Annotated in this window: 6 protein-coding genes, 6 tRNA genes, 3 rRNA genes and 1 other annotated feature (1 of these 16 running past the window's edge); of the genes, 13 read left to right on the forward strand and 2 right to left on the reverse strand. The window is 46.4% G+C overall.

Annotated features, from left to right (window positions below; all coding sequences use genetic code 11):
- Nucleotides 1-45, reverse strand: a sequence feature (Phe leader region) (it extends 77 nt beyond the left edge of the window).
- 119 nt (nucleotides 46-164) lie between these two features.
- Entirely contained in the window at nucleotides 165-500 is a 336-nt protein-coding gene (gene hpf / locus Vgang_RS02710; RefSeq protein ID WP_105902145.1) for a ribosome hibernation-promoting factor, HPF/YfiA family, read from the reverse strand.
- Nucleotides 501-852: 352 nt separating this feature from the next.
- Entirely contained in the window at nucleotides 853-1,581 is a 729-nt protein-coding gene (gene bamD / locus Vgang_RS02715; RefSeq protein ID WP_105902144.1) for an outer membrane protein assembly factor BamD, read from the reverse strand.
- A gap of 158 nt (nucleotides 1,582-1,739) precedes the next feature.
- Here bamD and rluD point away from each other — a divergent pair, with 158 nt between their 5' ends.
- The 13 genes from rluD (at nucleotide 1,740) to Vgang_RS02780 (ending at nucleotide 13,345) form a co-directional block, all read left to right on the forward strand.
- A complete protein-coding gene (rluD, locus tag Vgang_RS02720; protein WP_105902319.1) occupies nucleotides 1,740-2,711 on the forward strand; it encodes a 23S rRNA pseudouridine(1911/1915/1917) synthase RluD in 972 nt (323 codons plus the stop codon).
- A 13-nt stretch (nucleotides 2,712-2,724) separates the two neighbouring features.
- Complete coding sequence (gene pgeF, locus Vgang_RS02725; RefSeq protein ID WP_105902143.1) at nucleotides 2,725-3,462, forward strand: peptidoglycan editing factor PgeF; 738 nt, start codon at nucleotides 2,725-2,727, stop codon at nucleotides 3,460-3,462.
- Nucleotides 3,463-3,572: 110 nt separating this feature from the next.
- Nucleotides 3,573-6,146 carry an ATP-dependent chaperone ClpB gene (gene clpB, locus Vgang_RS02730; RefSeq protein WP_105902142.1) on the forward strand — a complete coding sequence of 858 codons (2,574 nt, stop codon included), beginning with the start codon at nucleotides 3,573-3,575 and terminating at the stop codon, nucleotides 6,144-6,146.
- A 208-nt stretch (nucleotides 6,147-6,354) separates the two neighbouring features.
- Nucleotides 6,355-7,038: an amidohydrolase family protein gene (locus tag Vgang_RS02735; protein WP_245879916.1), complete on the forward strand. Its 684-nt coding sequence runs from the start codon at nucleotides 6,355-6,357 to the stop codon at nucleotides 7,036-7,038.
- 528 nt (nucleotides 7,039-7,566) lie between these two features.
- Nucleotides 7,567-9,108, forward strand: a 16S ribosomal RNA gene (locus tag Vgang_RS02740).
- Nucleotides 9,109-9,201: 93 nt separating this feature from the next.
- A tRNA-Glu gene (locus Vgang_RS02745) sits at nucleotides 9,202-9,277 on the forward strand.
- A 20-nt stretch (nucleotides 9,278-9,297) separates the two neighbouring features.
- Nucleotides 9,298-9,373, forward strand: a tRNA-Lys gene (locus Vgang_RS02750).
- Between the two features lie 27 nt (nucleotides 9,374-9,400).
- Nucleotides 9,401-9,476: transfer RNA gene (locus Vgang_RS02755), tRNA-Ala, on the forward strand.
- 41 nt (nucleotides 9,477-9,517) lie between these two features.
- A tRNA-Val gene (locus Vgang_RS02760) sits at nucleotides 9,518-9,593 on the forward strand.
- 359 nt (nucleotides 9,594-9,952) lie between these two features.
- Nucleotides 9,953-12,840, forward strand: a 23S ribosomal RNA gene (locus Vgang_RS02765).
- Nucleotides 12,841-12,976: 136 nt separating this feature from the next.
- Nucleotides 12,977-13,092: ribosomal RNA gene (gene rrf / locus Vgang_RS02770) — 5S ribosomal RNA — on the forward strand.
- The 16S, 23S and 5S rRNA genes sit together here with 6 tRNA genes alongside, the layout of an rRNA operon.
- 30 nt (nucleotides 13,093-13,122) lie before the next feature.
- Nucleotides 13,123-13,199 (forward strand) — tRNA-Asp (locus Vgang_RS02775).
- Nucleotides 13,200-13,268: 69 nt separating this feature from the next.
- Nucleotides 13,269-13,345 (forward strand) — tRNA-Trp (locus Vgang_RS02780).
- The last annotated feature ends 5 nt before the right edge of the window (nucleotides 13,346-13,350 follow it).

Genomic DNA, 13,350 nt, shown 5'->3' on the forward strand with positions numbered 1-13,350 from the left:
TAGGATGGAAAAAACAAGCCAAAAAAGAACAGAGTAGATGATTGCATGTGAAATTATTCCTTGAATGAAACTGTACCATAAGCAAGGGGCGGTAAAGCGTCAAGCAAAAAAATGACGCCCAAATGAGCGTCATAAAATGGTTTGTTATTTTTTAACGAGATTTATTAAGATTCTTCCACTTCCTCAAGTTCTGGTTTTTCTGCTTGTGCTCGTTTGGCTTCCGGTTTGTGGCTGAGCTTATTCAGTTGTCGTTCGAGTTTTTGCTCTACCTCATTAATGGCTTTATATAAATCTTCGTTTGAAGCTGAGGCAATCAGTTGTCCTTTTGGAACGCTAATCGCCGCTTCAATTTTTTGTTGTTTACCAGGTTCAGTGCTGATAGTGGCTTGGCAGCTAATAAGGTCAACTTGCCATTTTTCTAGTTTTTTAAACTTAGCTTCAACGTATTCACGGATCGAAGAGGTCACTTCAATGTTTTTACCAGTAATATTTATTTTCATAGGCTCTATCCTCTTTTGTCCTCGATTTCATGCTTTCAGATTACTGTTTCGGCAATAAAAAAATGTGATCGATGTCGCGTTATTTGGGCGATGAAAGCTCTGATTAAGTAAATGTGATCACTGATAAATAATAAGGACATTCTTGTTCGAAAAGGCTTGTGTTTTAAATGAATTTAAGTAATTTGAAGGAGTTGGGTGACTAGAAATTTTTGTTTTTAGGGGCTCAATGCAGACTTAAAATAGAATTGTGTATTTTCTCGTCAGCACTTTTCTGTGATCTCATCATGATAAAGTAAAAAAAAGCAGCCGAAGCTGCTTTTTTGTTGTTTATCACTTTCTGCTTGTTTGCCAATCAGTCTTCTTCATTCAGTTTGATTAACTCTTCAGTGCGCTTAATCGCATCTTCCAAGCCAAGCTCTTTATAGGCTTCAAGTTGGATGTCTAACGATTTACGTGCAGCAACCGTATCGGGATAGGTTTTCTGAATTTCTTGACTGCGGTTGATGGCTGCAATCCATGCCTCTCGACGTAAATAAAAATCAGCCGACGCTAAGTCATATTCCGCTAAACGATTTTTCAAAGACATTAAACGAGCTTTTGAATCGGCAGCATATAAGCTGTCAGGGTAACGTTCCAGTAAGCGTTTGAAATCAACAAAGGCGGCTTTGACTGGTTCTGGATCTCGATCCGAACGATCCATATTGAACAAACTGTGCATGAAGTTAGAGTCTTGCGCCATGTGTGTTAAACCGCGCATATACAATACCCAATCAGAACGTTCATGAGTGGGGTTTAAACGAGAGAAACGTTCGATACTCGCTAACGCAAGAGCATAATCGCCATTTTTGTAATAAGCGTAGATTAAGTCTAATTGTACTTGATCGGAATACGGGCCAAATGGATAGCGAGAGTCTAATGCTTCCAGTTTTTTGATTGATTCAGCCCAGCTCCCAGCTTGCAAGTTTTGTTGCGCTTGGGTGTATAGGTCCGAAGGCGGAATGTCTGGTACAGCGTCTTTATTGTCTGCACAACCCGCTAAAAAGAGTAGGGAAACCAGTCCCAAAAGGTATTGGCGTTTCATTGCTAGGAGAAAATTCCTTAATTAAATTTATCGCGTCCGTTACTTCTGACAACTTAACAGATACAATGGTAAATAACACTATTTTACCAATCACGGTGAATAGCCTATTTTATCCATATTGTTGGATATTAGTCTCATGGTTTTTTAAAAAGTTCGATATGGCCCAACAGATTGTACGCACCGACACAGTAAAAGATTCTCAATTAGGGCAACGCTTAGACCAAGCGATTGCTGAATTATTTTCCGAGTTCTCTCGCTCACGTTTGAAAGAATGGTTGCTGGAAGGCAAAGTTCAAGTCAATGGTGAAGTGGTGACTAAGCCTCGTACCCGTGTAATGGGGGGTGAGGAAATTACCGTTGAAGCAGAGCTCGAAGATGAAGAACGTTGGGAAGCGCAAGATATTCCACTGAATATCGTTTATGAAGATGACGATATTATTGTGATCAACAAACCGCGTGATTTCGTGGTGCACCCTGGTGCTGGTACGCCTGATGGCACCGTGTTAAATGCTTTATTGCATCACTACCCAGCGATTGCGGAAGTGCCGCGAGCGGGTATCGTGCATCGTTTGGATAAAGATACCACTGGTTTGATGGTGGTCGCGAAGACGGTTCCGGCTCAAACTCGCTTGGTACGAGCGCTGCAAAAACGCAATATTACCCGTGAATATGAAGCGATCATCATTGGGAATATGACGGCTGGGGGGCGCATTGAGAAGCCTATCGGCCGTCATTCGACCAAACGTACTTTGATGGCTGTTAACGAATTAGGTAAGCCTGCGGTTACACATTACCGAGTGGCAGAGCATTTCCGTGAACATACGCGTATTCGTCTGCGTCTAGAAACGGGGCGTACTCACCAAATTCGTGTCCACATGTCTTATATTCAACATCCACTATTGGGTGATGTGGCTTATGGTGGCCGCGCTCGTATTCCAAAAGGTGCATCAAAAGAATTAACAGACATGATCCGTGGGTTTGACCGTCAAGCTCTGCACGCGGTGATGCTGAAGTTTGATCATCCAGAGACTGGCGAAGAAATGAAGTTCCACGCACCCGTTCCTGACGATATGGTTGCGATGGCTGAAGCGCTTCGTCAAGACGCATTAGAGAATCATGTTGAAGATTAAAGGTTAACAATTCATGGATAACATCGTCGTACCCAACTGGCCAGCGCCTAAGAATGTAAAAGCCTTTGCTTCTACACGTTTGGGCGGTGAATCAACCGGTCAATATCAAGGTTTAAACCTAGGTATGCATGTTGGCGATGACGGCGATGTTGTACAAAGAAATCGTGACTTTATTGCCCAACGACACCGGATGCCTACTACGCCGGTGTGGTTGAACCAAACGCATTCGACTGAGGTGGTTGAGTTAGTGAAACCTACTCACCACGTAATCGATGCTGATGGCAGTTCTACTCGCCACAATAACATTGTTTGTGTTGTGATGACGGCAGATTGTTTGCCGATATTACTGACCAATACCGATGGCACTCATGTCGCTGCGGTTCATGCAGGATGGCGCGGATTAGCTGACGGCATACTCGAGAATGCGATACAGCAATTTGATAAACCCAGTCAAGTGATGGCGTGGATTGGTCCGGCTATCGGCACTCAAGCGTTCGAAGTTGGCAATGATGTTTATCAAACATTTGTACAGCATCATTTTCAAGCCAAAGATGCCTTTTATTCACATCCTACCCATGATGACAAATGGCTAGCCGATATGTCCCAACTTGCCACTCAGCGGTTGAATCAAGCGGGCGTTGAAGAAGTTTACCTTAGTCAGCGTTGCACCTATTCCGAGCCTGATAACTTTTACTCCTACCGGCGAGATGGCGTGACAGGCCGTCAAGCAACGTTTATCTGGATGGAATAGCCTTGTTCTTATGAGTGTTTATTTTTTATTCACTCTTGAAAATGCTGATCCCCGCATCCATTTATAAGCCAACAACAGAAGTATCTCACTTTTGATATTGGAGGCTTATAATGCGTTTCGATAAATTTACTAGCAAATTTCAGCTTGCCATTTCAGATGCGCAATCTCTTGCGCTAGGCCGCGATCATCAATTTATTGAGCCTGTGCATTTGATGCAGGCTTTACTGAACCAAGACGGCAGCACCATTCGTCCTATTTTTACTATGCTCGGGGTGGATGCCACTCAATTGCGTTCTAAAGTCGCTCAAGAGCTCGATAAGTTGCCTAAGGTGACCGGCATCGGTGGCGATGTTCAAGCATCGAAAAGCCTAGGTAACTTACTCAATGTGTGTGACAAGATTGCGCAGCAACGTAAAGATGCCTATATTTCATCGGAATTGTTTTTGCTTGCTGCGATAGAAGACAATGGCCCACTGGGTAAATTGTTTAAAGAACTCGGTTTAAATAAAGACAATGTGACCAAAGCGATCGATGAAATTCGTGGTGGTCAAAGTGTTGATGATCCAAATGCTGAAGAAAAACGCCAAGCATTGGAAAAGTACACCATTGATCTCACTGAGCGCGCTGAGCAAGGCAAACTGGATCCTGTGATTGGTCGTGATGATGAAATTCGTCGCACCATTCAAGTATTGCAACGTCGCACTAAAAACAACCCAGTATTGATTGGTCAGCCTGGCGTGGGTAAAACCGCGATTGTTGAAGGCTTGGCATTGCGCATCGTCAATAACGAAGTACCAGAAGGGTTACGCAATCGCCGCGTATTATCGCTCGACATGGGCGCATTGATTGCTGGTGCGAAATATCGTGGTGAATTCGAAGAGCGTTTAAAAGCGGTATTGAACGAATTGGCGCAAGAAGATGGCAATATCATTTTGTTCATTGATGAGCTACACACCATGGTCGGTGCGGGTAAGGGCGAAGGCTCAATGGATGCCGGTAACATGCTCAAACCGGCGTTAGCGCGAGGTGAATTGCATTGTGTTGGCGCAACAACTTTGGATGAATACCGTCAATACGTGGAAAAAGATCCGGCGTTAGAGCGTCGTTTCCAAAAAGTATTGGTGGATGAGCCAAGCGTGGAAGATACCATCGCTATCCTGCGTGGTTTGAAAGAGCGTTACGAGTTGCATCACCATGTGGAAATTACTGACCCAGCGATTGTGGCGGCGGCAACCTTGTCGAATCGTTATGTGTCAGATCGTCAATTGCCAGATAAAGCCATCGACTTGATTGATGAAGCGGCATCGAGCATTCGTATTCAAATGGACTCCAAACCAGAGTCTATGGATCGTTTAGATCGCCGGATTATTCAATTGAAGATCGAACAACAGGCTTTGCTCAATGAAGACGATGCCGCTAGTGCCAAACGCTTGGAGATCTTAAATCAGGAACTGGCTGAGAAAGAGCGTGAATATTCTGAGTTAGAAGAAGTCTGGAAAACTGAAAAGGCCTCATTGTCAGGCACTCAGCATATTAAAGCGGAGCTTGAGCAAGCGCGATTGGATATGGATGTCGCACGTCGAGCGGGTGATCTACAACGTATGTCGGAATTGCAATATGGCAAGATTCCAGAGTTAGAAAAGCAATTAGATGCAGCCTCACAAGCGGAAAATATTGAGCTGACGTTACTGAAAAACCGTGTGACGGATGCGGAGATCGCGGAGGTGCTTTCCAGACAAACCGGTATTCCGGTATCGAAAATGCTGGAAGCAGAAAAAGCCAAATTGCTATCGATGGAATCGGTATTGCATGAGCGCGTGATCGGACAAAAAGAAGCCGTCGATGTGGTGTCTAATGCCATTCGTCGTAGTCGCGCTGGGCTATCGGATCCGAATAAACCGATCGGTTCGTTCCTATTCTTAGGTCCAACCGGTGTCGGTAAAACTGAGCTATGTAAAACACTAGCGAACTTTATGTTTGATAGTGAAGATGCCATGGTGCGGATTGATATGTCTGAGTTTATGGAAAAACACTCGGTATCACGTTTAGTCGGCGCGCCTCCGGGCTATGTGGGTTATGACGAAGGTGGCTATTTAACTGAAGCGGTACGCCGTAAACCTTATTCAGTGATTTTGCTTGATGAGGTGGAAAAAGCGCATCCAGATGTGTTCAATATCTTATTGCAAGTCTTGGATGATGGCCGTTTAACCGATGGTCAAGGTCGCACGGTGGACTTTAAAAATACCGTGGTGATCATGACTTCGAACTTAGGCTCGGATCGCATTCAAGAAAATGCCGCGACATCGTCGTATGAAGAAATGAAAGCGCAAGTGATGGAGATTGTTAGCCAACACTTTAGACCGGAGTTTTTAAACCGTGTCGATGAAAGTGTGGTGTTCCATCCACTCGGCCAAGAGCAGATCAAATCGATCGCTTCGATTCAATTGGATCGCCTACGTCAACGCATGGCGGACAAAGAATATGAATTGGTGGTGAGCGATGAGGTGTTGTCCTTGGTGGCGCAAGTGGGCTTTGATCCAGTGTATGGCGCGCGTCCACTAAAACGTGCGATTCAACAAATGGTCGAAAACCCATTAGCGCGTTCAATTCTGGCGGGCGAGCTTGTCCCTGGAAAAGAAGTGCATTTGTCGGTCGAAGACGATCAAATTGTCGCTCAACAATAACAATTTGAGCGTTGAACGAGAAAGAGCAGCGAAGATCGCTGCTCTTTTTTTAGCTTAACATTTACCTAGTGTTGCTGAGGCTATTTAGCGAAGTTCGCATTGATGCGCATGTTTAAGTAATCTTGTGCGGTGATCGCTTGGTATTCATTCTTCGCCAGCAGAGCATCTTAAGCTATTGGCTCAATATGCCCGTAGCAAACAGTTAAAAATGCATTCTCATTTATTAGAAGTAGATTTTGACCAACAACAGGCCTTAGCAAAATATGGTAAGAGTGCCGTAGAGTTTGCCGCAGAGTGTCAATGGTTAGGTGATGATGTCTGGTTTGCTCATCTAGTTAAAGCATCTCAGCAAGATATAAAGATACTAGCTGAAACGAAAACCGGGATTGCACACTGTCCAACTTCTAATTGCCGCTTGGGGAGTGGTATTGCTCCTGTCATAGATATGTATAAAGAGGGAATGCCAGTCAGTATTGGTGTTGATGGTTCGGCGTCTTCTGAGTCTGTTTCCATGTTACAAGAATTAAATCTGATTTGGTTGCTCCATAGAGCGGTTAATGGTGCTGATGCTACCTTGTTAGAAACAGTGGTTAAATGGGGCACTGTAAATGTTGCTGCATTACTAGGATTAGACAAAGTCGGCAAAGTGGAAGTGGGCATGGCGGCTGATCTGGTGATTTATGATCTCAACCAAGTCCGTTACCAAGGATGTCATTCATCTTTATATGCACCTGTGATGTGCGGAGAGCCCGCTAAGATTAAATATTCTTTAGTGAATGGCAAAATCGTTTATCAAAATGAAGCTTGTTTGATTGAATCAGACGTTTTAATTAGAAATGCAAAGCGTGCTTTTACGGATCTTGTTGCACGAGTAACAAGTAACAGGACTTAAAATCGCAAGTTACCCACAGCTATTTGTGGGTAACTTGTGCTTAAAGTTTGAGTAAATTGGTATAAATAAGGCTTTGAGCGTAAAGTGAGCATCTAATCATTATTTTTCAAGTTTTTTCTAAAAAGCGCTTGCCAATGTGATTCGGATCTCTATAATGCGTCCTCACTGACACGGCGGGGCTCACAAGGCAACGAAACAACAGTAAAAGGCCTCTTTCATAATCAGATGATGATTTAGAAAGAAAGCGAAAAAAGTTTTAAAAAAGTGTTTGACACGAGCTTTTAAATCGCTAAAATAGCCGCCCTGTTCAACGAGATGCGCTAAGCAATCTCAATAAGAACAACGCTCTTTAACAATTTAAACCTATCAATCTGTGTGGGCACTCGTTGATGATAATCAAAGAAGATTTATCAATGAACTGAGTGACCAATTTGATACTTCGGTATCGAGCACAGTCAATTCAACATTACTTAGTAATGCTAAATATCAGAATTCATTGAGCCGAAGCTTTTAGCTTCAACAAAACTTTAATTGAAGAGTTTGATCATGGCTCAGATTGAACGCTGGCGGCAGGCCTAACACATGCAAGTCGAGCGGTAACAGGAGAAAGCTTGCTTTCTCGCTGACGAGCGGCGGACGGGTGAGTAATGCATAGGAAGTTGCCCAGTAGAGGGGGATAACCATTGGAAACGATGGCTAATACCGCATGACCTCTTCGGAGCAAAGCAGGGGACCTTCGGGCCTTGCGCTATTGGATACGCCTATGTGGGATTAGCTAGTTGGTGAGGTAAGGGCTCACCAAGGCGACGATCCCTAGCTGGTCTGAGAGGATGATCAGCCACACTGGGACTGAGACACGGCCCAGACTCCTACGGGAGGCAGCAGTGGGGAATATTGCACAATGGGCGAAAGCCTGATGCAGCCATGCCGCGTGTATGAAGAAGGCCTTCGGGTTGTAAAGTACTTTCAGTTGTGAGGAAGGCGGTAAGATTAATACTCTTATCGTTTGACGTTAGCAACAGAAGAAGCACCGGCTAACTCCGTGCCAGCAGCCGCGGTAATACGGAGGGTGCGAGCGTTAATCGGAATTACTGGGCGTAAAGCGCATGCAGGTGGTTTGTTAAGTCAGATGTGAAAGCCCGGGGCTCAACCTCGGAAGGTCATTTGAAACTGGCAAACTAGAGTACTGTAGAGGGGGGTAGAATTTCAGGTGTAGCGGTGAAATGCGTAGAGATCTGAAGGAATACCAGTGGCGAAGGCGGCCCCCTGGACAGATACTGACACTCAGATGCGAAAGCGTGGGGAGCAAACAGGATTAGATACCCTGGTAGTCCACGCCGTAAACGATGTCTACTTGGAGGTTGTGGCCTTGAGCCGTGGCTTTCGGAGCTAACGCGTTAAGTAGACCGCCTGGGGAGTACGGTCGCAAGATTAAAACTCAAATGAATTGACGGGGGCCCGCACAAGCGGTGGAGCATGTGGTTTAATTCGATGCAACGCGAAGAACCTTACCTACTCTTGACATCCAGAGAAGCCAGTAGAGATACAGGTGTGCCTTCGGGAACTCTGAGACAGGTGCTGCATGGCTGTCGTCAGCTCGTGTTGTGAAATGTTGGGTTAAGTCCCGCAACGAGCGCAACCCTTATCCTTGTTTGCCAGCACTTCGGGTGGGAACTCCAGGGAGACTGCCGGTGATAAACCGGAGGAAGGTGGGGACGACGTCAAGTCATCATGGCCCTTACGAGTAGGGCTACACACGTGCTACAATGGCGCATACAGAGGGCAGCGAACTTGCGAGAGTAAGCGAATCCCAAAAAGTGCGTCGTAGTCCGGATTGGAGTCTGCAACTCGACTCCATGAAGTCGGAATCGCTAGTAATCGTAGATCAGAATGCTACGGTGAATACGTTCCCGGGCCTTGTACACACCGCCCGTCACACCATGGGAGTGGGCTGCAAAAGAAGTAGGTAGTTTAACCTTCGGGAGGACGCTTACCACTTTGTGGTTCATGACTGGGGTGAAGTCGTAACAAGGTAGCCCTAGGGGAACCTGGGGCTGGATCACCTCCTTACGTAAAGATTGTGCATTGATGAGTGTTCACACAGATTGATTAGGTTTATATAGAAGAGTTTATAAGAAAGCATCCCAATGCTTTCAATCCTGTGTCCCGTTCGTCTAGAGGCCTAGGACACCGCCCTTTCACGGCGGTAACAGGGGTTCGACTCCCCTACGGGATACCATTCTCCTTTGAGAATAAAAGGGGTCGTTAGCTCAGTTGGTAGAGCAGTTGACTTTTAATCAATTGGTCGCAGGTTCGAATCCTGCACGACCCACCATTCCTCCCAAGGGAATTAAAATAATATGGGGCTATAGCTCAGCTGGGAGAGCGCCTGCCTTGCACGCAGGAGGTCTGCGGTTCGATCCCGCATAGCTCCACCATTCCTTCCATAGGAGTGCTTACTTTAGGTAAGAGAAATTATGGGCGATTAGCTCAGTTGGGAGAGCACCTGCCTTACAAGCAGGGGGTCACTGGTTCGAGCCCGGTATCGCCCACCACTCTTTAAATACTTTTACGATGCATCGCATCCAATCTTTATTGTTGGATGGGGTTTAGTGACGATGAAAGTCTTTAAAAAGTGGTTTGTAATAACAAACTCTTTGCTCTTTAACAATTTGGAAAGCTGACTGATAAAACATTTTATGTTTTATCAAATAAAAGTTCTCAATGTTTATCTTAAAGATAAACACACAACACACATTCAAGTGTCTTGTATTCTGGTTTTTATCTACTTTTTCATAAAAGTAGGCAAAAACATCTATTGAGTCCGGCAACGATGACTAAGACTAACCCTCTTAATCATCAAAAACTAAAACCTTATTTAGTTGAACATACATAAGACCCTTTTGGGTTGTATGGTTAAGTGAATAAGCGTACACGGTGGATGCCTAGGCAGTCAGAGGCGATGAAGGACGTAGTAACTTGCGATAAGCGTAGATTAGGCAGTAACAGCCACTTGAGTCTACGATTTCCGAATGGGGAAACCCACATGCATAAGCATGTATCTTAACATGAATACATAGTGTTAAGAGGCGAACTCGGGGAACTGAAACATCTAAGTACCCGAAGGAAGAGAAATCAACCGAGATTCCGAAAGTAGCGGCGAGCGAAATTGGATTAGCCCTTAAGCTTTATATGCGTCAGGTGAAGGCTCTGGAAAGTGCCGCGATACAGGGTGATAGCCCCGTAACCGACAACGTATACTAAGTGAAATCGAGTAAGGCGGGACACGTGATATCCTGTCTGAACATGGGGGGACCATCCTCCAAGGCTAAATACTCCTGACTGACCGATAGTGAACCAGTACCGTGAGGGAAAGGCGAAAAGAACCCCTGTGAGGGGAGTGAAATAGAACCTGAAACCGTGTACGTACAAGCAGTAGGAGCACCTTCGTGGTGTGACTGCGTACCTTTTGTATAATGGGTCAGCGACTTATATTTAGTAGCAAGGTTAACCGTATAGGGGAGCCGTAGGGAAACCGAGTCTTAACTGGGCGTCGAGTTGCTAGGTATAGACCCGAAACCAGGTGATCTAGCCATGGGCAGGTTGAAGGTTGAGTAACATCAACTGGAGGACCGAACCGACTAATGTTGAAAAATTAGCGGATGACTTGTGGCTAGGGGTGAAAGGCCAATCAAACCTGGAGATAGCTGGTTCTCCCCGAAAGCTATTTAGGTAGCGCCTCGGACGAATACTACTGGGGGTAGAGCACTGTTAAGGCTAGGGGGTCATCCCGACTTACCAACCCTTTGCAAACTCCGAATACCAGTAAGTACTATCCGGGAGACACACGGCGGGTGCTAACGTCCGTCGTGGAGAGGGAAACAACCCAGACCGCCAGCTAAGGTCCCAAAGTATAGCTAAGTGGGAAACGATGTGGGAAGGCTCAGACAGCCAGGATGTTGGCTTAGAAGCAGCCATCATTTAAAGAAAGCGTAATAGCTCACTGGTCGAGTCGGCCTGCGCGGAAGATGTAACGGGGCTAAGCTATACACCGAAGCTGCGGCAGCATACTTTAGTATGCTGGGTAGGGGAGCGTTCTGTAAGCCGTTGAAGGTGAACTGAGAAGTTTGCTGGAGGTATCAGAAGTGCGAATGCTGACATGAGTAACGATAAAGGGAGTGAAAAACTCCCTCGCCGGAAGACCAAGGGTTCCTGTCCAACGTTAATCGGGGCAGGGTAAGTCGACCCCTAAGGCGAGGCCGAAAGGCGTAGTCGATGGGAAACGGGTTAATATTCCCGTACTTCTTACAAATGCGATGGGGGGACGGAGAAGGCTAGGTGGGCCTGGCGATGGTTGTCCAGGTTCAAGTGCGTAGGCTGATTTCTTAGGTAAATCCGGGAAATCTTAAGGCCGAGACACGACGTCGAGCGCCCAAGGGCGTGAAGTCATTGATGCCATGCTTCCAGGAAAAGCCTCTAAGCTTCAGTTTGTAAGGAATCGTACCCCAAACCGACACAGGTGGTCGGGTAGAGAATACCAAGGCGCTTGAGAGAACTCGGGTGAAGGAACTAGGCAAAATGGTACCGTAACTTCGGGAGAAGGTACGCTCCTAGCGGTGATGAGACTTGCTCTCTAAGCTGCCGGGAGTCGCAGATACCAGGTGGCTGCAACTGTTTATTAAAAACACAGCACTGTGCAAAATCGTAAGATGACGTATACGGTGTGACGCCTGCCCGGTGCCGGAAGGTTAATTGATGGGGTTATCTTCGGAGAAGCTCTTGATCGAAGCCCCGGTAAACGGCGGCCGTAACTATAACGGTCCTAAGGTAGCGAAATTCCTTGTCGGGTAAGTTCCGACCTGCACGAATGGCGTAATGATGGCCACGCTGTCTCCACCCGAGACTCAGTGAAATTGAAATCGCTGTGAAGATGCAGTGTACCCGCGGCTAGACGGAAAGACCCCGTGAACCTTTACTACAGCTTGGCACTGAACATTGACCCTACATGTGTAGGATAGGTGGGAGACTTTGAAGCAATCACGCCAGTGGTTGTGGAGTCGTCCTTGAAATACCACCCTTGTAGTGTTGATGTTCTAACTTAGCCCCGTTATCCGGGGTGAGGACAGTGCCTGGTGGGTAGTTTGACTGGGGCGGTCTCCTCCCAAAGAGTAACGGAGGAGCACGAAGGTGGGCTAAACACGGTTGGACATCGTGTGGTTAGTGCAATGGCATAAGCCCGCTTGACTGCGAGAATGACAATTCGAGCAGGTGCGAAAGCAGGTCATAGTGATCCGGTGGTTCTGAATGGAAGGGCCATCGCTCAACGGATAAAAGGTACTCCGGGGATAACAGGCTGATACCGCCCAAGAGTTCATATCGACGGCGGTGTTTGGCACCTCGATGTCGGCTCATCACATCCTGGGGCTGAAGTCGGTCCCAAGGGTATGGCTGTTCGCCATTTAAAGTGGTACGCGAGCTGGGTTTAGAACGTCGTGAGACAGTTCGGTCCCTATCTGCCGTGGGCGTTGGAAGATTGAAGGGGGCTGCTCCTAGTACGAGAGGACCGGAGTGGACGAACCTCTGGTGTTCGGGTTGTCATGCCAATGGCATTGCCCGGTAGCTAAGTTCGGAATCGATAAGTGCTGAAAGCATCTAAGCACGAAGCGAGCCCTGAGATGAGTCTTCCCTGGCGCTTTAAGCGTCCTAAAGGGTTGTCGGAGACTACGACGTTGATAGGTTGGGTGTGTAAGCGCTGCGAGGCGTTGAGCTAACCAATACTAATTGCCCGTGAGGCTTAACCATACAACACCTAAAGGGTTTTGATGGACTCAAAAGAATACAGATAAGCACTTGAATGAGTGATGAGACTTTAGCTAGAGATAGCAAACAGCTTTCCGAATTAAGTTAAGCGCCTAACGGCGATTAACAAAAGAATTTGCTTGGCGACCATAGCGCTTTGGACCCACCTGATTCCATGCCGAACTCAGAAGTGAAACGAAGTAGCGCCGATGGTAGTGTGGGGCTTCCCCATGTGAGAGTAGGACATCGCCAGGCTTTGAATATCTATTACTGAATAGACGCTGCGGAGCGGTAGTTCAGTTGGTTAGAATACCGGCCTGTCACGCCGGGGGTCGCGGGTTCGAGTCCCGTCCGCTCCGCCACTTTTTTGAAATTATCGAAAAAGACAATTTACTTTATCTGCCAAGATAAAGTAGTATAAACAAAGTTTTAGGGGTGTAGCTCCAATTGGCAGAGCAGCGGATTCCAAATCCGCGTGTTGGGAGTTCGAATCTCTCCACCCCTGCCATATTA

It is taken from the genome of Vibrio gangliei, from assembly GCF_026001925.1.
Classification (GTDB): Bacteria; Pseudomonadota; Gammaproteobacteria; order Enterobacterales; family Vibrionaceae; genus Vibrio; species Vibrio gangliei.

Bases quoted from the DNA above. Each gene is read 5' to 3' on its own strand.
- hpf (WP_105902145.1), bottom strand. From the start codon at position 500: ATGAAAATAAATATTACTGGTAAAAACATTGAAGTGACCTCTTCGATC.
- bamD (WP_105902144.1), bottom strand. From the start codon at position 1,581: ATGAAACGCCAATACCTTTTGGGACTGGTTTCCCTACTCTTTTTAGCG.
- rluD (WP_105902319.1), top strand. From the start codon at position 1,740: ATGGCCCAACAGATTGTACGCACCGACACAGTAAAAGATTCTCAATTA.
- pgeF (WP_105902143.1), top strand. From the start codon at position 2,725: ATGGATAACATCGTCGTACCCAACTGGCCAGCGCCTAAGAATGTAAAA.
- clpB (WP_105902142.1), top strand. From the start codon at position 3,573: ATGCGTTTCGATAAATTTACTAGCAAATTTCAGCTTGCCATTTCAGAT.
- Vgang_RS02735 (WP_245879916.1), top strand. From the start codon at position 6,355: ATGCATTCTCATTTATTAGAAGTAGATTTTGACCAACAACAGGCCTTA.